General features: G+C 43.9%; 18 protein-coding genes. 9 read left to right on the top strand and 9 right to left on the bottom strand.

Annotated features, from left to right (window positions below; translation table 11 throughout):
* Positions 1-161 precede the first annotated feature (161 nt).
* Complete coding sequence (locus FTU40_RS01805) at positions 162-1,781, top strand: inorganic phosphate transporter (RefSeq protein WP_180039526.1); 1,620 nt, start codon at positions 162-164, stop codon at positions 1,779-1,781.
* Positions 1,782-1,932: 151 nt separating this feature from the next.
* Here the strand turns inward: FTU40_RS01805 and FTU40_RS01800 are convergent, their stop codons facing one another.
* Positions 1,933-3,474: a hypothetical protein gene (locus tag FTU40_RS01800; RefSeq protein ID WP_180039524.1), complete on the bottom strand. Its 1,542-nt coding sequence runs from the start codon at positions 3,472-3,474 to the stop codon at positions 1,933-1,935.
* A 219-nt stretch (positions 3,475-3,693) separates the two neighbouring features.
* Positions 3,694-4,311: a rhomboid family intramembrane serine protease gene (locus FTU40_RS01795; RefSeq protein WP_005096237.1), complete on the bottom strand. Its 618-nt coding sequence runs from the start codon at positions 4,309-4,311 to the stop codon at positions 3,694-3,696.
* Between the two features lie 159 nt (positions 4,312-4,470).
* On the opposite strand from FTU40_RS01795, the gene nfuA reads away from it, so the two are divergent.
* From nfuA to FTU40_RS01780, 3 genes are all read left to right on the top strand, one after another.
* Positions 4,471-5,109 carry a Fe-S biogenesis protein NfuA gene (gene nfuA, locus FTU40_RS01790; protein ID WP_005096238.1) on the top strand — a complete coding sequence of 213 codons (639 nt, stop codon included), beginning with the start codon at positions 4,471-4,473 and terminating at the stop codon, positions 5,107-5,109.
* Positions 5,110-5,302: 193 nt separating this feature from the next.
* Positions 5,303-7,372 carry a TonB-dependent receptor domain-containing protein gene (locus FTU40_RS01785; RefSeq protein WP_180039522.1) on the top strand — a complete coding sequence of 690 codons (2,070 nt, stop codon included), beginning with the start codon at positions 5,303-5,305 and terminating at the stop codon, positions 7,370-7,372.
* Between the two features lie 194 nt (positions 7,373-7,566).
* Entirely contained in the window at positions 7,567-9,666 is a 2,100-nt protein-coding gene (locus FTU40_RS01780; RefSeq protein ID WP_180039520.1) for a TonB-dependent receptor domain-containing protein, read from the top strand.
* A gap of 36 nt (positions 9,667-9,702) precedes the next feature.
* Here the strand turns inward: FTU40_RS01780 and FTU40_RS01775 are convergent, their stop codons facing one another.
* Positions 9,703-10,704 (bottom strand): hypothetical protein, encoded by a 1,002-nt coding sequence (locus tag FTU40_RS01775; RefSeq protein WP_100355289.1) that lies wholly within the window; start codon positions 10,702-10,704, stop codon positions 9,703-9,705.
* Between the two features lie 14 nt (positions 10,705-10,718).
* On the bottom strand, positions 10,719-11,756 hold the full coding sequence (locus tag FTU40_RS01770; protein ID WP_074383096.1) for an alpha/beta fold hydrolase: 1,038 nt from the start codon (positions 11,754-11,756) through the stop codon (positions 10,719-10,721).
* 309 nt (positions 11,757-12,065) lie between these two features.
* Here FTU40_RS01770 and FTU40_RS01765 point away from each other — a divergent pair, with 309 nt between their 5' ends.
* Positions 12,066-12,680: a carbonic anhydrase gene (locus tag FTU40_RS01765; RefSeq protein ID WP_005096244.1), complete on the top strand. Its 615-nt coding sequence runs from the start codon at positions 12,066-12,068 to the stop codon at positions 12,678-12,680.
* A gap of 43 nt (positions 12,681-12,723) precedes the next feature.
* On the opposite strand, the gene FTU40_RS01760 is transcribed toward FTU40_RS01765, so the two are convergent.
* Positions 12,724-13,353: an arylesterase gene (locus FTU40_RS01760; RefSeq protein ID WP_005172025.1), complete on the bottom strand. Its 630-nt coding sequence runs from the start codon at positions 13,351-13,353 to the stop codon at positions 12,724-12,726.
* Between the two features lie 11 nt (positions 13,354-13,364).
* Between FTU40_RS01760 and FTU40_RS01755 the strand changes: the two genes are divergently transcribed.
* Both FTU40_RS01755 and FTU40_RS01750 read left to right on the top strand, forming a co-directional pair.
* A complete protein-coding gene (locus FTU40_RS01755) occupies positions 13,365-14,090 on the top strand; it encodes an ABC transporter ATP-binding protein (protein ID WP_005096248.1) in 726 nt (241 codons plus the stop codon).
* 1 nt (position 14,091) lies between these two features.
* Positions 14,092-16,584, top strand: coding sequence for an ABC transporter permease (locus FTU40_RS01750; protein WP_180039518.1), 2,493 nt, complete (start codon positions 14,092-14,094; stop codon positions 16,582-16,584).
* Between the two features lie 51 nt (positions 16,585-16,635).
* Here FTU40_RS01750 and FTU40_RS01745 read toward each other — a convergent pair whose 3' ends face one another.
* A complete protein-coding gene (locus FTU40_RS01745) occupies positions 16,636-17,454 on the bottom strand; it encodes a rhomboid family intramembrane serine protease (protein WP_005096251.1) in 819 nt (272 codons plus the stop codon).
* A 78-nt stretch (positions 17,455-17,532) separates the two neighbouring features.
* Between FTU40_RS01745 and mtgA the strand changes: the two genes are divergently transcribed.
* Both mtgA and ppk1 read left to right on the top strand, forming a co-directional pair.
* Positions 17,533-18,207 carry a monofunctional biosynthetic peptidoglycan transglycosylase gene (gene mtgA / locus FTU40_RS01740; RefSeq protein ID WP_005096252.1) on the top strand — a complete coding sequence of 225 codons (675 nt, stop codon included), beginning with the start codon at positions 17,533-17,535 and terminating at the stop codon, positions 18,205-18,207.
* A 111-nt stretch (positions 18,208-18,318) separates the two neighbouring features.
* Complete coding sequence (gene ppk1 / locus FTU40_RS01735; RefSeq protein ID WP_005172015.1) at positions 18,319-20,400, top strand: polyphosphate kinase 1; 2,082 nt, start codon at positions 18,319-18,321, stop codon at positions 20,398-20,400.
* Positions 20,401-20,461: 61 nt separating this feature from the next.
* On the opposite strand, the gene FTU40_RS01730 is transcribed toward ppk1, so the two are convergent.
* The 3 genes from FTU40_RS01730 to estB all read right to left on the bottom strand — a co-directional run bounded on the left by FTU40_RS01730 (position 20,462) and on the right by estB (position 23,164).
* Positions 20,462-21,049: a response regulator transcription factor gene (locus tag FTU40_RS01730; RefSeq protein ID WP_100355283.1), complete on the bottom strand. Its 588-nt coding sequence runs from the start codon at positions 21,047-21,049 to the stop codon at positions 20,462-20,464.
* 254 nt (positions 21,050-21,303) lie between these two features.
* A complete protein-coding gene (gene oxyR, locus FTU40_RS01725) occupies positions 21,304-22,212 on the bottom strand; it encodes a LysR family transcriptional regulator OxyR (RefSeq protein WP_005172010.1) in 909 nt (302 codons plus the stop codon).
* Between the two features lie 13 nt (positions 22,213-22,225).
* Complete coding sequence (gene estB / locus FTU40_RS01720) at positions 22,226-23,164, bottom strand: esterase EstB (RefSeq protein WP_100357259.1); 939 nt, start codon at positions 23,162-23,164, stop codon at positions 22,226-22,228.
* Positions 23,165-23,179 lie beyond the last annotated feature (15 nt).

Genomic DNA, 23,179 nt, shown 5'->3' with positions numbered 1-23,179 from the left:
TGATTTATTGAATCAAACAGCAGTGTTTTACTCGGGATTAAACAGGACGAACAGCAGCAAGAAAATCTAAATTATTGCTTCATATGACAGCAGTTTGTCATATAATTGTCACAATTTAACTGAACAATAGGGGAATTCTTGAATCCTCTATTCCTGCTTGCATGAATCCTAATCAAACTCCCATAGATTCAGCACACGAGTCGGCTTCGCACAAGTCGACCAATGTTCACGTGCCGACACCAAAATTCTTTATGCCAGTTTTTCTAACTGTCATTATCTCTACTCTTATTTATATCGGTTTTCAATTGTCTGCCGATTTAGCGCATGTTCCTGCACTGGGTTTGTATTCAATTATTCTCCTGGCGACGGCATTGTTTATTGCGCTGGGCTTTGAATTCGTCAATGGCTTCCACGATACTGCCAATGCGGTTGCCACGGTCATTTATACCAATGCACTTTCTGCGCCTGTCGCTGTAATGTGGGCCGGTTTCTGTAACTTCCTTGGGGTTATGGTGGCCAGTGGTGCGGTGGCTTACGGTATTATTGCACTGTTACCTGTTGAGCTGATCATGAATGTCGGCTCCGGAGCAGGTTTTGCCATGGTGTTTGCCATGCTGATCGCTGCGATTGTCTGGAACCTGGGAACATGGTTTCTTGGTATTCCTGCATCCAGCTCACATACCCTGATCGGTTCGATTCTGGGTGTGGGTATCATGAACTACATTCTGCACGCGAGTAGCGGTGCATCGGGTATAGACATGGAGCAGGTGATGAAAGTCGGTAAGGCGCTGTTATTTTCGCCTTTAATCGGTTTTGCATTTGCCGCTGTGCTGTTCTTGCTGGTGAAAAAAATCTTCAAGAAACAGGTGGAGCTGTTCCAGCCACCTGAAGGTAATAAACCGCCACCCCCTTTAATTCGTGCCATTTTGATCTTTACCTGTACCGGTGTCAGCTTTGCGCACGGTTCAAATGATGGTCAAAAAGGCATGGGGCTGATCATGTTGATTTTAATTGGCTGTGTACCAATGGCGTACTCACTCAACAAAAACTTAGATCAACAGCATATCCAGACTTTTGGTCAATTGTCTGCGCAAACGGCCAATGCGATTTATCCAGACCATGCGGATATTGAAGATGAAAAAGCGCGTCAGATCATCACGACTTATATCCAAACCAAAGAAATCACCCCTGAAGTGGTGCCTGCATTGGCGAGCCTCACAGATCATTTAGGTGAAAAAGTCGGTAGCTATAGCAGCATTAGGGAAGTGCCTGAAGCACAGGTTTCAGAATTCCGGAATGACATGTACTTAAGTACCACGGCTTTCAAGCGTTTGGACAAAGCAGAAGCTTTACCTGCAATGACGGCTGAACAGGACAAAACGGTAGATCAATACAGTGACAGTCTGGATTCATTCTTGCAATACATCCCGACCTGGGTGAAAGTGGCCGTTGCTCTGGCGCTGGGTCTGGGTACTATGGTTGGCTGGAAGCGTATTGTGGTGACAGTCGGTGAGCGTATTGGTAAGCAGCATATGACCTATGGTCAGGGTATGTCTGCTGAACTGGTGGCGATGTCGACCATTGCGGCTGCGGATGGTTTCGGGATGCCGGTATCGACCACTCATGTATTGAACTCTGCGGTTGCAGGTACCATGGTGGCGAATAAGTCAGGTCTGAACTTCCAGATGGTGAAAACCATTCTGTCTGCCTGGGTTTTCACTTTACCCGCCACAATTTGTTTATCAGGTACTTTGTACTGGTTGTTACTTAAAGTTTTCTAATATTATTAGATAAGTAAAAAACGCTGCTTCGGCAGCGTTTTTTTATGAAGTTTTTTAAAATCCTCTCCCTTGGAGAGGGTTGGGGAGAGGGGGAGAATTTTGAATAAAAATAATATTGACTCTAGGAGAAGGGTAGAGTCAAGGAAATCAATTACTTCTTAAGCTTACTCAATAATCCCTTGGGTAACTTCTCTGTCGCAAAACCATACAGGGCAGCAAAAGGTAATGCAGTTCGCGCCAGATAAGCCACTCGCCACAAACCACCATGATTCGCACCCTGCATCATCAATTCCAGTGGATGATTCAGCTTCACTTCAGGATTGGCCACAGAGGTAGCATTACGCAGATCATGAATCCACAGGGCTGCCATCAGTGCATTTGTGGTTTCAGGTGCAAAAGCTTCGACATCAAACAGACTGGCACCGTTGAACGCGGCTTTTAATAGCGGATTCTTGGTGACTGAATACGTGGTTGTAGATGGAGCGATATTGATGCTGACACGTTGACCCTGAGCGCGAGCTAAAGTAGCACGCCATTGTTGAATGCGTTTGGCCAGTGCATAGTTTGGACCTTGTTCTACCACCAGACAGTCACAAATCCCATAAGACTGGTCACCAGATTGAATCAGCTCATGCGCATTTTTCTGAAAAAAGTGTTTGCGGCTTACAGTCGATACACCTTTGGAAAAGAGTGTCTGTGCTTTGGAGCGCTCCGCATATTTCACTTTTGATGCTTCAATCACTTCACTTGGAACCGCATAGACATCGGTCGGGGTACACATATACATCAGGCTGGTATTGGCTTTTTGTTCGCTGACATATTTCATGATGGCATCCATCGCCATCGAAACACGGACATGCTTCTCGCCATCCAGATAGGCAATTGCGGCCAGATCCAGATCCGGCTCAAACTGTAATAGCCATTTAGCAATCTCGGGAATCTGAGTCAAAAGATTGGCACCGAGTTTTTCTTTTAGAACATCGTCAGGCGTATCTTCTGCAAGTGCTTCAGTACAGGGCGCATACAGCGTGGCATTGCCTTGGCTGATGGTATCGACAATCTTGCCCCATACCCGGGTGTTTGGCAGGTCAATCGCTACAATATTGGCTTTCCATTTTGCTAGCCAGGTCAAAGGGCCAGCTTCAGATGCAGCACCAAACAGCACCATGGTTCGATCTGACAAATCAAACCATTCTGGGTGCGCCACACATTCACGCAGGGCATTGGCATGGCTGCTTTCCATAATACCTTGGTTTTCCCAACGTTCAATCTGCTTCACTAAGGCATCGCCTTGCAGCTTCTGGCCGTGGTAGGGCACATACCATTCTGGTGCAGCCTGACTGCTTCCCGTCAATTTAAAGCTATGTAGTTGATCGGCGGGCAAGGTGAGGGCATCTTTCAGTAAATGCTTTTGGCCATCACGGTAAAATTCAAAGGTCTGATGCGCCTGTGCCAGACCATCTTCAGCAATTTTCAGGCTGGCTTCAGGCGAGCTTAGCCCTTGCTCGACCAGTTGCTTAAAATGCACGGTATATTGTTTGCGCCAGTTTTTTTCTGATTGTGCCTGTGCAGCACTGTGCTGATTCACATTGGCCAAAGCTGCTGCGATGATCGCGCGTCCTGTTTTTGAGCTACTTGGTTTTTGTTGATTGGACTGAAGCGGAAATTGAAGACCGTCTGGTGTAGTGGACATGCAAAATATCTCGTAAATGACAGTAATTAATATACAGATGTATACATTATCGCTGCAAAATTCACTCCAAGATTGGCAATAAGTGACATCATGACTTTTTAATATATTACGAGATGTTTCAAATAAATAAGAGAGCCATGGCGCTCTCATTTATTTTTAGCGGAAATATCAAGCTTATCTTATATGTAGCCTTATTTCTCTAGCCTTCAATAACCCTGATTAAAACGGAACCTGCATCAGTTTATTCAGGAAATGCGGAATCAGGCGTGGCTCCAGAATAATGGTCATGATCACGCCGTAGGCTGCTCCCCACAAATGCGCGCTATGATTAATGTTGCTATTGCCTTTTTTGCCTGACCAGATGCTATAGGCCACATAGAGCACGGCAAAAATAATCGCAGGAACCGGTATAAAGAACACAAAAATCAGCTTCCACGGCTCAAACAGAATATAGGCAAACAGCACTGCAGAGACTGCACCTGATGCACCAAGGCTCGCCCAACGCGGATTATTTTTATGGGTCAGATAACTTGGAATAATAGCTGCAATCAGACCGCCCAGATAGAACAGAATAAAACCCAGATCATATAAATACTGACGATAAAAGCTCTCGATCACACTGCCAAAAAAGAACAGGGTAATCATATTGAATAGCAGGTGAGTTCCATCGGCGTGAATAAAACCATGGCTAATAAAGCGGTCATATTGTCCACGTTGCAGTGCCGGTGGCCAGAAAATCAGGCGATTCATCACCGTCTCTTTAGAGAAGGCAATAAAGGACACAATACAGGTGATCAGAATAATGGTAACGGTGTGATTAAAAGGTAAATCAAGCATATAAAGTAATTCTAATGGTGCCTATTTGCCAATTATCATGCCATTAAAATTGCACTAAAGTTGTACTTTTATAATAAATCCGACAATTTTAGTTGATTTTTAAAAATTCCCCCCGATCTTCAGTTAAAATAGCCGTCTGAGCTTGAGGAAATTATTGTTATGTCGACTGAGAACAGCAGCACTCCAGTTGTTGGTGAAATTCCCAACTTATTGATTACACCAACAGCACAAGAGTATTTAAAGGATTTACTGGATAAACAGAACACCCCGGGTATTGGTGTGCGTGTTTTTGTAGAACATCCGGGTACTCCTCGCGCTGAATGTTGCATGGCCTATAGTGCACCTGATGAAGTTGTGCCGACAGATTATAAGCAGGAATATCCTGAGTTCCCTGCTTTTATCGACTCGCCATCTATTCCGTATTTACTTGATGCCGTGATTGACTACAACAAAGACCGTTTTGGTGGTCAGCTGACCTTCCGTGCACCGAACTCTAAAGTGCCACGTGTGGGGCCAGATGCATCGGTAGAAGAGCGTATTACCTATGTATTGCAGTCTGAAATTAACCCGGGTCTGGCAGGGCATGGCGGTAACTGTGCACTGGTTGAAGTCAAAGAAGACCCAGAGCATGGCTTAACAGCGGTGCTTAAATTTGGCGGTGGTTGCCAGGGTTGTTCAGCGATTGATATCACCTTGAAACAAGGGGTAGAAACCACGCTAAAGCAGCATATTCCTGAATTGATGCATGTCGTTGATGAAACGGATCATAGCCAATCTGAAGGTGCGTATATGAAATAAGCTGTTCTATAGAACAGTTCATTTATCGCATTCTAAAAAACCTCGAACTTTCGAGGTTTTTTTATATCTGGCTTTAAGTTTAATAAATGTTAATAATAATAATTATCAATAGTAATTGCATTTGTGGAAATCCCTGTTACACTTCGCAACCGAATAAACATGATCTCTTCATAACTCTTAGGACGTGCAAGGTATGAATAAGCCCTTCTTAAAAACAACTTTAGCTTTCGCAGTATTTACAGCAATGACTGTTTCAGTCCAAGCGCAAGACCAAGTTACTGAAGAAAAAGAGGGAATCGTACAGGCTGATGCGACCAAATTACAAACGATTGTGGTGACCACAGCGGGCGGTTTTGAACAAAATATTGCTGATGCACCTGCTTCAATTTCAGTCATTACGGCAGAAGAATTACAAAAAAAATCATATACAGATGTCATTGATGCTGTAAAAAATATGCCAGGTGTATCCGTTCAAGGTGGCGGAAATAACAAAGAAATTACCATTCGAGGTATGGGCGCAGCTTATACAAAGTACCTTGTTGATGGCAGACCAGTAAGTGCGGGTAGAGCAGTTAATGGCAATGGTACAGACGGCGGGAAAATTGGTGCATATTTACCACCAATTGACATGATTGAACGAGTAGAAGTCGTGCGTGGTCCAATGTCATCACTTTATGGTTCAGATGCCATGGGTGGTGTGATCAACATCATCACTAAAAAAGCATCTTCTAGTCATTGGCATGGAAGTATTTCTCCTGAATATACGAAATCTGATAATGATTACGCAAATGATAGCTATGGCGTGAGCATGTATGTCACAGGTCCATTAATTAAAGATAAATTATCTTTAAGTCTAGATGGTAATTTCCAAGGCAATGATGAAAGTGACTATATTGGTGGAGAAGGGCAAAAATCTGGTTCAAGTGAATCTGAGAAGAAAGTGAGAAAGCTTGGTACTGAACTAGTTTGGAATGTCGATGAATATAACGACATTGGTTTGAGATATGACTATATGGGTCAACAGTACACAACAACACTGGGTAAAAGTGTGGGTGTTGCAACTCAAGCATCAATTAATGAAAACGAAAAAAATCTATATACCTTAACGCATAAAGCACGCTACGATAATTTTACCCTCGATTCGTATTATCAAGATGAAACGACTAAAAAAGTTTATAGTGGTGCTGTCGCCGACAAAAAAAATGAAGAACTAAAAGTCTTTAATACACAAGGTTCTTTTTTCTTGGGCAATCATGCTTTAACAGTGGGTGGCCAATATCAAAAAGAAAAAATTACCGATACCACTAATGGTTTAGCCAGTATTACAGGGGTGACGGCTCTCGATCGATGGTTATTTGCTTTATACGCAGAAAATGAGTGGAGTCTTACCGATAATTTCGCTTTAACTGTGGGCGCTCGCTACAATAAAGACGAATATTTTGGTGGTGAAATTACACCGCGTGTCTATGGTGTTTATCATTTAACTGATACTTTCACCTTAAAAGGTGGCGTAAGTACAGGCTATAAACAACCAACGATTAGCCAAATTTCAGAAGGATTTGGTAGCAGAACCGGAAAAGGCAGTGCTGTGATCATTGGTAATCCTGATTTGTCTCCAGAGAAAAGCACCAGCTATGAATTTGGATTTAACTATTCAGCCCCTGAGCTTGGTTTAACGAGCAGTTTAATGGTCTTTAAATCTGATTTTAAAGACAAAATTGTAGAAGATCGTTTATGTGAAACACCGGGGACCGATAATAGTTCTCCTGTTGAACTATGGAAATGTTCTGCAAATGGCAAGCCATATCGATTTGTAAGCCAAATGAAGAACGTTTCTGAAGCGGAAATGAAAGGTGCTGAATTCACTTTAGATTATGATTTACTTGATAATTTTCATGCGAGTACAAGTTATACCTATACAAAATCTGAGCAAAAAAGTGGTGAATTTAAAGGTCAGCCTTTAAATAAAATGCCAAAACATATGCTAAACATCGGTCTTGATTATGAGGTTTCAGATACTTGGAATACTTGGATGGACTATAATTATCGTGGCAAAACAAGTGATTATTTAAGCCGTACTGCTATGGATAATGGAACACCAGGATATGGTACTTTTGATGCAGGTGCCGTATTTAAAGCAACTGATAAATTAAGTCTCATGGCTGGTATTTACAATATTGCCAATAAAGAAATTACCAATGGTGACCATGATATTGTACTTGATGGACGTCGTTACACTGTTGGTATGAATATCAAATTCTAATTTATCGTGAATAAAAAAGCCGCCTTAAGCGGCTTTTTTTATGCCTTTTTAAGCTCCTATCAGAAATCATGATGAAAATAACAATAAATGCTAATGATAATAATTATCAATATTAATTGCATTTGTGGAAATCCCTGTTACACTTCGCAACCGAATAAACATGATCTCTTCATAACTCTTAGGACGCGCAAGGTATGAATAAGCCCTTCTTAAAAACAACTTTAGCTTTCGCAGTATTTACAGCAATGACTGTTTCAGTCCAAGCGCAAGACCAAGTTACTGAAGAAAAAGAGGGAATCGTACAGGCTGATGCGACCAAGTTACAAACGATTGTGGTGACTGCGAGTGGGCAGGCGGTGGATGTTAAATCTGCCCCAGCTTCAATTAGTGTCATTACTGCCGAAGAAATTCAAAAACAACCCGTTTCAAGTCTGGCAGATATTTTAAAACGTGTACCTGGTGTAACAGGGGGACTTAGTTCAAATGGGGCTGGCTCAAAAATTCAATTACGTGGCATGCCTGAAAATTACACACTTATCTTAATTGATGGAAAACGTGTAGGTTCATCCAGAGATACCAACTATCGTGCAAACTTGGGTCATCAAGATCTAAACTGGGTTAGACCAGAAATGATTGAACGCATTGAGGTCGTACGTGGGCCAATGTCTTCTTTATATGGTTCTGATGCGATGGGTGGCGTGATCAATATCATTACCAAAAAAATCCCTTCAGAATGGGGAGGGTCTTTTACCTTAAATCATACTGTGCCGACTACATCTTCTGATTTGGGCCTAACCATTCAATCAGGACTCGTGGGATATGGCCCTTTAACCGATACACTAGGTATGCGTGCCACAGTCGGGATCACTGAACAGGAAGCGGATCAAGGCTATCAAACCTCTGACCGTAATCTTCCCGGAATGGCAGGAAGTAAAGCAACCGGACAATCGGGTAGTCGTGATCAGAATGCGAACTTAAAGTTTGATTATACGCCGAACGATATTCATAGCTTATCTTTAGAGCTGGGTTATGGCTTGCAAGAGAATAATGCCTCGACCACGCCTCAGGTGGTGGATGGTAAAGAACAGGCTTTATTAGCATGGGGTCCATCTGAGTTAGAACATCGTTCAGTGTCTCTATCACATGATGCTCAATGGGGTTTTGGTGATTCAAAAATTACGGCTTACTACAATGATTATGATCAAAGTCAGGTGACAGAGACTGGGCCGACCACACAAAAATCCAAGGAAAGCATTGTAGAAGCTAATCTCAATATTCCGTTTAAATTAGGTGTGGAGCATGTTGCGACAGTGGGAGGTCAATGGAAATCAGAAGAACTGGTTAATACCCGTAATATTGGGCTGGCTATTCCAAGTTATGACGGCAAAGAATATGGTTCAGAGCTAGAAGGAGATACTTGGGCATTGTTCGTTGAAGATAAAATTGTTTTTAATGATCAAGTCAATTTGACCCTTGGTAATCGTTTTGATCATCACGATAAATTTGGCACACATAATAGTCCACGTGCTTATTTGGTGGTGCAACCAAATGATGCATTGACCATTAAAGGTGGTGTTGCTCAGGGCTTTAGAGCTCCTTCACTCAAAGAGAATACTGCAGGTGCAGCGACGCGTTCAGGGGGGAATGGATGTACATCCTTGAAACCTTTAGGCTATGTATCGGGCGGATGTTATATGGCGGGTAATGCAGACCTGCAGCCTGAAGAAAGTACCAACTATGAACTTGGATTTAATTTTGCTCAAAATGATTTTGATCTCGGTTTAACTTATTTCCACACAGATTTTAAAAATAAAATTGAATATCGTGCTTTAGGAGAAATTAATGGGGTGTGGTGGACACAATATCAAAATGCTGAAAAAGCGCGTGTACGGGGCTTGGAAGCAAGTGTGGCATTACCACTTTTAGAGAATTTAAGCTGGAAGACCAATGCAACCTATTATTTTGAATCAAAAAACTTAGTGACTGGCAGAAATCTTTCAACGATTCCCGAGTTATCCGTTTATAGTGCACTCAACTGGACTCCCACTGATCCACTTTCATTGGAACTTGCAGCGCAATATACCGGTGAACAATATACGGCAAGTATTGAAGATACGGTAGTGATGCAAAAACCACATACGGTATTTAACTTATCTGCGAATTATGAAGTGAACGATCAAGTGACTGTTCGAGGTGGTCTCAATAATTTATTTGATAAAAAATTAGTAAATGCTTCAAATGATTATTATCTGGATCGTCAGGAAGTCTTTGTCGGACTGACTTATAATTTCTAAACAATTTAAAAGCCGCTCTCGAGCGGCTTTTAAACTTTATACTTTAAGAATCTTCAAAGTATCTTCTGAATAATAAAACTGTTCCAGATATCTGCGTGTACGTTCACGTAAATGACCTTGTGAAACCATCTGTTGAATGATCGGGTTCAACAATTGCTGTAACTCATGCTGGATTAAGGCTTCATCAATATTCAGATCACGCAGCAAGCTGTCAAAAGTATGTTCCTGATTGCGTACATACCAGGTATGAACTCCATCATGAACTTGCTGTTTTAGATAATCCGTCTGACGCAAATGATCCCAGATCTCATGTCCTAAACCGACTGTCTGATTTAAATCCTGAAGCTCAATATAATTTTTCAATACCGATACCGGCATATCTTTAATTTTATGCCAGAGATTGGCCTGAAAATGATAGAGTTTTTCATCATCAAAGTGCTGGTTCAGCACATGTTCACTCATCTGGCTCAGTTTTAAAATATTCTTTTGCAGATAACGCGCAATAGTACTGTCCAGATCCGTATCGGTGACATTTTCCAGTACCGACTTGCCCATTTTCATAAAACGGGAAACCCCGGGCACGTTTTTAGCGATGACAGAATTATCCAGATAATCCTGAATGGAATGCTGGATCAGTTGCGTGATCATGGCCGAAAATGCCGGATTATTCACGACGGTCTTAATCAGACGCTGACGATGGCCACTTTTACTGGCAACATATTGTGCGATTTTATCCACGGTCAGGACTGGAATCACATCGGCAATTTTGGTCGTATCGTTGGCCGGATGTACCAGTGCAAAACGGATATGCTCAGCAATCTGCTCAATCAGAAAGCTGCTGGCAGCAGTATCCAGAATCTGTTTTTGTAAAAGCTGATGAATCAGATCACAGCTCCATAGATCTTTCAGGTTCTGTTTACGCAACCACAGATAAAACGCATGAAACTCAGTTTGAATCGTTTCAGATTGAGAAAATGCCTGATCGAGAAAATCAAGTTGAGCATCGATCAACTGCTCAATCATCGGGTGTTTCTGCATAACGGCTCTGAAACTTAATTTAAAGGAATGAGTTTATCAGCAAGCGGGTTTTTTAGGGTCTGGGTCTTGGCCAGAAAAGGCAAATAATGTTGTGCCACCTGTTTTTCTGCTTCCAGAATCGGCATATGCCCGACATTGTTCAGAATCACCGGCGTTTCGGCACGTTTCAACAGGGCATGCAGTTCTTTAACCACTTCGACATTGATGATCCGGTCCTGTCTGCCCCATAAAATCAAGGTCGGTGCTTCAACTGTGCGGGTCAGGCGGGCAAAGGTTTCTGGTGTATAAATCCGGTTCAGCATCACGACCTGATCAATCGATTTACTGGTCTGCTCAGAACGTGAAATCAGCAGTTTTTCCTGTGCATACTGGAGCTGATAAGGAATCACCGGCGGGTTCTGCATCAGCTGTCTGGAGACATCTTGCAGATCACCGGGCTTGCTGACGATTAGGTCTTTTAGGGCTTGCGGGTCTTTGGTATAGGGCGTATTGCCCATTTTATACAGGCCGGCACTATTGATTAAAAATAGGCTTTGCGTATCGAATGGATATTGTGAGGCATAGACCGTGGCAATCGATCCCCCCAGGGAATGTCCGGCAATATGTAAATTCTCGTCTACATTTAAGGTTTCAATGAATAAACGCATCTGAAAAGTCACATTGGGCACAGAAACATCGAAATTCTCCGGAACCTTGGTATCGCCGTTGCTCGGCAAGTCAGGAATAATCACATGATAATGTGGAGTCAGAAACTGTGCGACCCGATTCCAGTTATCTCGCGTTCCTGCCAGACCATGAATCAGCAGAATTGAAGGCTTGTTCTTTGCACCACCTTCACTGTAGCTCCAGGTCACATCACCGATTTTAAGTGTCTTGGATTGAAGTCCAGCCTGTGTTCGTTCCTGCAGCAGATGTTGTTGTAATATTTTGGCAGGCTTTTCATTCGGCTGGCTAAACATATATTGACTATGTGCAAAGCTCGGCAATGCCATCGTAAACGCGACTAAGGTCGAGCAGATTATTTTCGAGCGCAACTTTATTATTTTCTTCATTGGCACATTCCCCAAAAAATACACAGCGAGCAAATTGCTCAAATACTTCCATGTTGTAAATTTGCTATTTCAGTCAAATAAAAACATTATTCTTCATTCTATTTTAAATCAATCCTGGCGCTTGTCACCCATTAGTTTTTTGCTGAACAGCATTGAATGATTTTAAAATGTGATGTGCTGCACACAAAATCCCTGCTGAAATGAAATTAGATAAATGTTAAAAATTTAAGCAGCTAAGATTTTTTGCAAGTGACATTCAAAAAAACTGGCAGTAAAATATTGCAACTAAAACATCGGTGATAGAAAAGAATGCTCACAGCTCAAGAAGCTTTAGAACGTCTTAAACAAGGGAACCAACGTTTTGTCAGCGGTGATACCTCGCATCCAAAACAACTGAGCCACCAACAGCGCGCAGAAATGGCAGAGGATCAGAACCCATTTGCAATTGTACTGGGCTGTTCAGATTCGCGTGTCCCGGCTGAAATGGTTTTTGATCAGGGTCTCGGTGATCTTTTTGTGATTCGTGTTGCAGGCAATATTGTCGCACCATCACAGGTCGGGAGTGTTGAATTTGCGGCGGAACGCTATGACTGCGCTATTGTTGTAGTCTTAGGTCATAGTCATTGTGGCGCGATCCAGGCCACCATTGATACCTTAATGTGCCCAGATTGCCCGCCGTCGGCAAACCTGATGTCGATTGTAAATCGAGTACGTCCTTCTGTTGAAACCTTAATGCAAACTGAACTGAAAAATGACTTGGCAAAATTGTCCAAGCATGCCGTGCGTTCTAACGTATTTGCATCGGTTAACCAACTACGTCATGGTTCAGCAGTATTAGAAAACCTGATTGGGCAAGGACAACTCAAAGTGGTCGGTGCTGAATATTCACTGGAAACAGGTGAAGTATTGTTCTTTGATTTTTAGGCAAAATTTATTTAAATACAATCTAAAATAACTTAAAGGCGCTTTATAAAGCGCCTTTAATGTATGGATAGGCATTATTTAGCAGGATGGTTTGTGCCTTGGCATTTGGATGAATCAGATCCTTTTGCATCAGGGTTTTATTGCCGGCCACACCCTGCATAAAGAACGGTAACAATTTCACCTTATATTGCTGGCTCACTACCTTATAATTATTTTCAAAGGCCTTGCTATAGGCCTGTCCATAATTAGGCGGCATCTTCATACCAAATACCACGACTTTGGCCTTGGCTTTCTGGCTTTGCTGAATCAGGCTGGCTAAATTTTTTTGAATCATTTGCGGCGGCTGTCCGCGTAAGCCGTCATTACCCCCCAACTCAATCACCACAAGGTCTGGACGATGCGTCTGCAACAGTTTCGGCATTCTGGCCAGCGCTCCACTGGTGGTTTCTCCACTGACACTTGCATTGACCACTTTATGCTGTTTCGGATACTGTTGCTCTAAACGCTTTTGTAATAAATGTACCCAGCCTTGTTGTGGCTGAATACCGTAACCAGCACTTAAACTATCACCTAAAATCATAATCGTCTTTGCTGATACTCCGAGCGGTAACAGGCACAGACTGAGCAAAAACAAGTAAGACAATACCCGAGTTTTCTGATTAAGATCTTTCATATAGGACACGTATGATTCAAAGTAGCAACGATTCGAACATCATGCCACAGGCGATTATTTCTGCCCAGAAATTGACACAAAAGATACAACTTTCACAAAAACAGCTGACTATTTTTGAGGATCTTGATCTGGAGATTATGGCAGGCGAGCAGGTGGCAATTACCGGTCGTTCCGGCTCGGGAAAATCCACATTGCTAGGCATTCTGGCAACGCTGGATCAGGCCAGTTCAGGCCAGCTCATCGTCAGTGGCGAGTCGGTTTCTACCTTGAATGAAGAACAACGTGCGTTGGTGCGCCTGAAAAATATCGGGTTTGTGTTTCAGTCTTTTCAGCTCTTGCCACATCTGACTGCCCTTGAAAATGTCATGTTGCCACTGCGTTTACAGCCCAGTTTCAAATATGCAGAAGCTGAACAAAAAGCCTTGGCGCTACTGCATAAAGTTGGTCTGGATCGGCAGGCACAACAAACCCCGAAAGTCCTGTCTGGCGGGGAGCAGCAGCGTGTCGCGATTGCCCGGGCATTGGTCAGTGAACCGAAAATTATTTTTGCCGATGAACCCACAGGCAATCTCGACGGTGAAACTGCCAAGGAAATTGAACAGCTTTTGTTTCAGTTGAATCGGGAACTGGGTACGACCTTGGTGCTGGTGACGCATGACCGCAAACTGGCACAGCAATGCCAGCGACATTTTGAACTGCTGAATGGCCAGCTGATTGAACATCCGAGTGGAGGATGAGATGAACCCTTTATTTCGTCCTCTACTCACACAAAGTTTTAAAAGTACCGGAATTTATCTGTTAATTATTGCCTTAACGCTGGCGATCAGTGCAACAACAGCACTCAAGTTTAGCAATGAACAGATTCAAAATGCAGTGGCCTTGCAGGCCGCAGAAATGCTGGCCGGTGATCTGGTACTTTCGGACAATGAGCCTCTACCAAAAGAATGGCGTGATCAGGCCAAACAGCTGGATTTACAGCAGTCAGAAGTCACTTTCTTTAGCACCATGGCCTATACCGATGAACAGTTTGTCATGGTCAATGTCAAAGCCATTGATCAGGCTTTTCCCTTGCGTGGCGAGCTGCAGCTGCAACCTGCAAAAACGAAGATTCAATCGGGTGAAATCTGGCTCAGTCCACGGGCTATGGACCTGCTCAAAGTCAAACTGGGCGATCAGCTGAATATTGCCGATGCGGCGTTTAAAGTCACAGCCAAGATTGAACAGGATTCTAATCAGGAGCTCGGATTTTCTGGCTTTTCGCCAACGGTGATTATCTCCCAGGCGGATGTGGCGCGAACCAATGCGATTCAGGTGGGTAGCCGGATTGAATATCGCTTGCTCATGGCGGGTTCTCCAGACAGTACGCAAGAATATGAAGCTTTATTTAAGCAGCAGCTCAAATCCGAAAACGGCTCGGCTGAAACGCCAGCAGAAGTGCAGGGACAGGAATTTGAAGAGCAAAGCAGTCTCCGGTTACGCAATGCCAGTGAGGGCAATACCCGCTTAATGAAGCCGATTGCCAACCTGGATACCTTCCTGCAACTGGCCAATATTCTGACCATTCTATTATGTGGTATCGCGATTGCTCTCACTGCGCAGCGTTATGTCCAGCAGAATCAAGATCATATTGCCTTGATGCGTTGTATCGGTGCGACCAAACAGCAGATTTTATCGGCTTATCTGGCCTTGCTCGGCACAGTACTGCTGATTGCCATGTCGATTGGTACAGTGATCGGCATTGGTCTGGGTTATGGGTTATTACAGTTAATGCTGCAACTGATTCCCAACTTAGAAATTGAATTCTCTGCTATGGCGATGCTGCTCGGGCCATTACCAGTCGCGATGCTGACCAGTGCGGTGGTGCTGTTGGGCTTTGTCATGCCGAGCCTATTGCAACTGTTGAACACGCCACCAATTCGAGTAATTCGCCAGCAGGAAAAATCAGTGCAATCCATGCTGTGGATGCTGCTGACCGGAACGCTGAGCCTGATTATTTTTAGCGTGATTCTAACCGAAAATCTGCTCCTGACTGCCTGGGTAATTGGCGCGATTATTGTGTTATGTGCAGTGTTGTATCTGACGGTATGGTTGATCTTAAAACTGCTGCGCAATCAGAAATTGAATCTGTCAGCCTATGTACGAACACCATCTCAAACAGCCTTACAGATTACCGCTTTGGCCTTGGGTCTCAGTCTGATTACAGTATTAGCCGTATTGCGCACAGACCTATTAGAGCGTTGGCAGCAACAGTTGCCGCAAGGTACACCAAATCAGTTTGTGTATGGTTTGCCGCCGTTTGACATGCCAGACCTAAAAGCTCAAATTGAGCAGAATGGCTGGAAAAGTACACCACTTTATCCGAACGTTCGTGGGCGTCTGGTGGCTAAAAATGATCAGCCTTTTGCTCCAGAATTAGTCAAAAGCAATAATACTTTAAAACGCGAGCTGAACCTGACCCAGTCCGACAGCTATCCACAGGATAATGTGATTATTCGTGGTGACGCAGTTTTGCAACAGGTCGGCACGGTATCGGTCGAAGCCAATACTGCTGAAGAATTAGGTATCAAGATTGGCGACAAGCTCAGTTTCAGTCTGCCTGAAGGTGTGCTGGAAGCGAAGGTCATCAATTTAAGAACGGTCGAGTGGGAAAGTTTTAGTCCGAATTTCTTCTTTATTTTTGCCCCGAATAGCATGGATGCCAATGCCGGAAGTTATCTGGGCAGTTTCTATGTGCCGGAACAAGATAAGGACAAACTGGTGTCTGTGATCCAGCAATTTTCCAATACGGTATTTATTGATGTCAGCCTGATTCTGGAAGAGATCAAGCGTATTGTGAATGTACTGGTGCAGATCGTGACGATTCTGGCCGTGCTGGTTAGTATCTCCGGTTTTCTGGTACTGATGGCTTGTCTGAACCTGCTCATGGATGAACGCAAACGTGAAGTGGCCTTGCTACGGTCATTTGGCAGCTCCAAACAAAAACTGAAAACCATGATGAGTCTGGAAATTGGTTTTATCGGACTGTTTGCCGGAGTGGTTTCCTGTCTGTTTGCCGAAGTGATTAGCGCAATCGCCAGTTATCGTATGGATTTAATGATTCAGCCACACTGGGAAATCTGGATTATCCTGCCGATTTTCATGACTGTGTTATGTGCGCTGATTGGCCGTTATCGTCTGAGCTATCTGTCGGACATTCCGCCCTTACAAAGCTTGCGCGAGATGAATCAGTAAGATTCATCTCCATGGCTTTTTAAATTCGCTGGTATTTAAAGCGGCAATGATTTAAAGCTGCAATTGTTGTCGCATCAGGTCGAGAATCTCTTGCCACAGTGGGCGAATTGCTTCGATCAAGGCCAAGTTATGTTGATAAAGCAGCACACAGAGGCCAAAACCAATCACTAAAGCGATCAGGTTGATCAGGCGGCTACGCTGCATTTTTTGTCCGGCATACCACAGCAAGGTTAAAAAAGCGCCCATCAACATGCCACCAATATGTGCGGCATTGTTGATTCCGCTGATCATAAAGCCCATGGCCAGGTTCAGACCCATCACCATCACCAAGGTCTTTTTATCTAGAATAAAACGTTGCTGGGGCAGCATCGGCAACAGGGCCAATACCGTCAGTGAAGCGCCGAGTCCCATCACCGCACCGGATGCACCGGCACTGACCGCCGGCAATAAACTTGGGTTGGCCACACCCCCTGCAATCAGATCATAGCTGTCCTGAATGTTCATATAGCCACTGAGCAAACTGCCCATTAAGCCGGCACACAGGTATAAGCCAATAAAATACATCCGGCCAAACAGTTGTTCGGCAACACTACCAAAAATATACAAGGCCCACATATTCAACATCAGGTGAATCAGGCCAAAATGGAAAAACATGCTGCTAAACAAACGCATGGGTTCCGCTAAATAGGTTAAAGGTGCATAATCGGCACCCCAGAGAATCGCATCTCGGGTACTCGGCTGGCTGATATCCATACCATTGATGGCCTGCCAGCCAAATAATCCGACATTAATCGCGATTAAAATGGCCGTGATCCACCAGAGCTGCATTTCAAGTTTGCGGTGTACGACAGGGGGAGCGTATTTAGACATGCTATTTTTTTTGCTGTGATTGTATATTTCGAATAAGCTTAACACGAAAAATCAAATTTTCAGGAGTAACGCACTGACATGAAAGCCTTTCTGATCCGCACGATATTAGTCATCGTCAGTGTGATTTTACTGATTCAATTGTGGATCTTTGCCAGTCTGGCCTGGTGGCGAACCAATCCGGTCAATACCACCATGATGATGCGGATTGATTACTGGACGGAACCTTCCAAAGCCATTCAACATCAATGGCGTCCCTATGATGAGATCAGCCTGAATCTGAAACGTGCCATTGTCACTGCAGAAGATGGAAAATTCATTCATCACCATGGTTTTGACTGGGACGGCATTCAAACTGCGCTGAATAAAAACCGGGATCAGGGCCGGGTGGTGGCTGGGGGGTCTACCATTTCCCAGCAATTGGCGAAAAACCTATTTCTGGTTAATAAGCGTTCATTTGTACGTAAAGGCCAGGAAGCGGTGGCCACCTGGATGATGGAACGCATGTGGTCGAAACAGCGGATTCTGGAAGTCTATTTAAACTCGATTGAATTTGGTGACAATATCTATGGCGTAGAAGCCGCAGCCAAACATTATTTTGGCAAAACTGCGCAAAGCCTGACTCAGGATCAAGCGATCTTTCTGGCGGCCATTCTGACCAATCCAAAATATTTTCAGGATCATCGCAACTCCTCTGCCTTAAATGCACGCAAGCGCATGATTCAGCGTTATATGCGTTATGCAGAATTGCCTTAAATAATTATTTAAAGAAAAAGCCCAGTTTTTGGGCTTTTTTTTATGAAATTGTCATCAATTTGAAGCATACTTGAACTGATAAGCACAATTTTAAATCCGCATAGGTTTGATATGAATACGGCAGCCAGCACTACTTCAGCACAGCCCGAATATACATATAATGATCGTTATATAAATCGTGAACTGTCTATTTTAGACTTCCATTTACGCGTCCTGGAACAGGCTGTCGATCCTTTACATCCCTTGCTTGAACGCATGAATTTCCTGTTAATTTTCTCGCGTAATCTGGACGAATTTTTTGAGATTCGGGTCGCAGGAATGATGGAACAGTTAGATTTGGACAATGAAAGTCGCAGTCCGGATGGCCTGACCCCAAAGCAGGTGCTGGAACAGATTTCCAAAACTGCACATACTGCGATTGAACGCCAGTACCGTATTTTAAATGAAGAAATTTTGCCAAAACTGCGTGAGGAAGATATCTGTTTCTTGCGCCGTGGTGAACTGACTCCGGCACAATCGGCCTGGGTGAAAAAATATTTTCAGGAACAGGTTGCGCCCGTCCTGACGCCAATTAGCCTAGACCCTGCACATCCGTTTCCACGTCTGGTGAATAAATCACTGAACTTTATTGTGACTCTCGAAGGTAAAGATGCCTTTGGCCGTCAGATTGATCTGGCTGTGGTGCCAGCGCCACGTTCGTTACCACGCGTGGTACGTCTGCCAGATGAATTAACCGATGGCAAAGAGCATCATGTGATGCTGTCCGCGATTATTCATGAACATGTTTCGGATCTGTTCCCGGGCATGACAGCGACCGGTTGCTATCAGTTCCGTGTCACGCGTAATGCCGATCTGGCCCTGAATGAAGATGTTGAAGATTTGGCTAAGGCGCTTAAAGGCGAACTCAGTTCACGCCGTTTTGGCCGTGCTGTACGTCTGGAAGTGACAGAAAACTGTCCGCAGCATATTTATGAATATCTGCTGAATGAATTTGATCTGGAAGAAGAGCAGCTTTATAAAGTCGCAGGCCCAGTTAATCTGGCGCGCTTATTGTCTAATTTCAAGCGCCCGCATTTACGCTATGATTCACATACCCCGATCATTCCCAAAGTACTAAAAAAATCTGAAAATATTTTTAGTGCCATGCAAAAACAGGATATCTTGCTGCATCATCCGTTTGAGTCTTTTGCACCGGTCATTTCATTGTTGCGTGAAGCTGCACGTGATCCACAAGTGCTGGCGATCAAACAGACCTTGTACCGCAGTGGCCCGGATTCTGAAATCGTGCAGGTGCTGGCGGAAGCTGCCCGCAATGGCAAGGAAGTCACGGCCGTGATTGAATTGCGTGCACGTTTCGATGAAGAATCCAATATCGAAGTGGCCAATGTCCTGCAAGAAGCCGGTGCGGTAGTGGTCTATGGCATCGTTGGCTATAAAACCCATGCCAAAATGATTCTGGTGGTACGCCGGGAAAATAATAAACTGGTGCGCTATGTGCATCTGGGAACCGGCAACTATCATGCCGGCAATGCGCGAATCTATACCGATTATGGTTTGCTCACCACGGATAAAGACCTGTGTGAAGATGTGCACCGTATCTTTCAGGAGCTGACCGGTATGGGAAAAATGGCCAAGCTGAAAAAGCTGTTACATGCGCCATTTACCTTACATACCCAACTCATTAATTATATTGATAATGAAATCGTGAATGCCAAGGCAGGCAAGCCGGCGCAGATTATTGTCAAAGTTAATGCGCTGACCGAGATGCAGTTGATCAATAAACTCTATGAAGCTTCTCAGGCGGGGGTACAAATTGACCTGATTATCCGCTCGATTTGTAGTTTGCGTCCGGGATTGCCAGGTTTGTCTGAAAATATTCGGGTACGTTCGATTGTCGGGCGTTTCCTAGAACATACCCGCGTGTATTATTTCAGCAATAACGGTAATGCACGGGTTTACTGTTCAAGCGCAGACTGGATGGATCGTAACCTGTTTAACCGGGTCGAAGCCTGCTTCCCAGTAGAAGATGAAGCGTTGAAAAAACGCATCTATCAACAGGGGCTACTTAACTATCTGAAAGATAATCAGCAATCCTGGTTATTACAAGGGGATGGAACCTGGCTGCGGGCACAGCTGCAAGAAGGTGAAAAGCCACATAATGCTCAACGCATTTTATTGGACTTGTTTAAATAAATGCTCTCAAGAGGCTGAAAATTCAGCCTCTTTTTTATCCAGAAAATAGCATTCAAGGGTTTTAATCAGAGGATATCAGCATTTTGCGATAGATCTGTTTGACCTGGGCATACATTTGATAATCAGTCAGCTGGAGCTGGTGCTGTATGTCTACTGGGGGTTTTTGCTGGCTGAGTAAGCGTAAGAGCTGCAATTCGGTTACCTTGAGACAGGGTTTCCCAGTGAGCTGGTACAGGATATGTTCTGCCAGTTCAGCATGGATATAGGCACCGCCGCGCAAGACAATTTTCAGGCTTTCAGCAAACTGGATGAATGAAGCCTGAGGTTGGATATAGCTATTTGCACCAGATAAGATTGCTGAATAAATGAGTGCTGTGGATTCACTCTTGAGTACGGCAACTACAGGTGTACTTGGGGTATGCCGTTTCATCTGGCCGATGAAATGAATCTGTGAGGCTTCTGTCAGGTGATAAAGAATCAAGTTAGGTAGATGTTCGGCAATCATCTCTTGTGCAGATTGGAAATTGTCTGCATACAGCAGCATATCTGGTTGATAGCCCAGTTGTTGCAGTACAGTCTGAGTTTTGGACAGGTTCAGGTCAGTAGATGAAGCGATGACTAAAACCGGTGCAGGCAAGAGGGCAGCCAATAAGCTCAATCCTGTTGATTCTAAGAGAAGGCTATACTGTGGATGAAGCAAAATAAAATGAATATCCCAAAAAATAGGGATTTAACGATAATCACCTCATCTTCGTCTTAAATAGCATTTATTACAGATTAAAACCGATGACATTAACAGTCAGCTTGAGACTTTAGCAGGTCTATGATGGTTGGTTATATCCACTTTGAGATATAAAAAAAGGAGCAACGGGTGTGCTCCTTTTAATCATCTAAAATTTTAGCTCAAGCAGCATTGTGCTGAGTGATTTTTTGGAAAATCTGTAATAACACATCAAACTCGCTTTGTAGCGGCGTACTTTTACGCGTCACCAATGCCAGGGTGCGACTTGGCGCAGAGTTGATTGGCTTGACCAGAATCTCAGGGTTGGCTTTGATCATATTGGTATAAATCGCAATTTCTGGCAATAAAGTAAAACCAAGATTTGCAGAGACCATTTCGATTAAAGTCGGCAAAGAGCTAGCTTTTAAACGATGATCATTTTTACGCTCGCCAATCGGGCAGGCACTCAGGGCATGATCACGTAAGCAATGACCTTCCTCAAGTAACATCAGGCGAGACAGATCCAGATCTTCCAGAGAATTCGCTTGTGCAGCGTGTTGATCTGATTTTTGATAAACCAGATACAGATTCTCTTTGGCAATCTCGGCCACTTTCAGGCCACGTGTATCGAAAGGCAGCGCCAAGGCCACCATATCCAGGTTGCCATGTTCCAGTTTTTCTACAATTTTCTCGCTTTGTGCTTCATGCAGATGCAACTGGATTTTTGGTAATTGTTTATGCACTTCTTCTAGCAGCTGTGACAGCAGGAAGGGAGCAATCGTAGGAATCACGCCAAGATGTAAATCACCGGTTAAGGGTTCACTCATCTCACGACTTAAGCGCATCAAGTCCTGAGCATCAGCCAGTAGAACACGTGCGCGTGCAACCACTTGTTCACCAAGAGGCGTTAAACGAACATTCTGGCGGTCGCGTTCAACAAGTACGCCACCGAGTAAACGCTCCAGCTCCATAATGCCGCCAGACAAAGTTGACTGGGTGACAAATGAGCGGCGAGCAGCTTCTGTAAAATGTAGCGTCTCTGACAGTGTTACGAGGTATGACAGCTGTCTTAAGGAGGGTAGTGCAGCCATAGTGTCCTAATGTTTATGATTTAAAATGATCAGCAAATAATTCGCTAAGATATGGAATAAAATGCGGTGGGATATCATGCCCCATTCCATCAATTAATTCAAATTTAGCCCCTGGAATCGCTTTTGCAACGGCCTTGCCATGACTAGGAGGCAGCAATCGATCACGAGCACCATGAACCACCAGGGTCTCTTGCTTGATTTGCTTGTTCAGTTGCAGCAATGAACCTGTACATAATATTGCTAAAAACTGTTGAAGTACACCGGCAGGATAGTAACTTCGTTTATATAATTTACGTGCGGTCTGCACCGCTTCCAGATGATTGACATAACCTGGCGAACCGATGATGTTAAACAGTTTTAGACTATGATCTACAATACCATCTTCATCTGTTGAAGCCGGTTTGTCAATCAAACTAAAGAGTTGCTTGGGAAAGGGCGGTGGCAACAGCGGCTGATTGTTGCTGGTAAACAGTAAACCCAGTTTTTTGACTTTGTCCGGATAGCGTGCCGCCAGAATCTGGGCAATCATGCCACCCATGGATGCACCCAATACATCAACCTGATCCAGCCCCATTTTTTCAATCAGCAGACTGACATCTTCAGCCATATCATACAGGTCATAAGGTGCCCCCTGATTGCCCAGACCGAGCACAAAACGGCTCATCATTTTCAGGGTGTTCAAGCGTGGGCCCTTGTTATGGATTTTTGAAGACAGGCCAATATCGCGATTATCAAAACGTACCAGATGGAAACCTTGATCAATCAATGATTTACAAAAAAAGTCAGGCCAGTACAGTACCTGCGCACCCAGTCCCATAATCAGGAGCAGCGTAGGATGTTCCGGATTTCCGCCCACCTCGACATGTAATTCCACACCATTACCCAGATCAACTCTGGTTTCACGCATGAAAGAACTATATGGAGAAAGATTAAACTGTAATGCGCTGTGCATAATTGCTGTCCTAAT

The organism is Acinetobacter sp. YH12100 (genome assembly GCF_013419135.1).
Taxonomy (GTDB): Bacteria; Pseudomonadota; Gammaproteobacteria; order Pseudomonadales; family Moraxellaceae; genus Acinetobacter; species Acinetobacter pseudolwoffii.
Note: the sequence above shows the minus strand (reverse complement) of the source record. Positions and strands in the feature narration are given on the sequence as shown.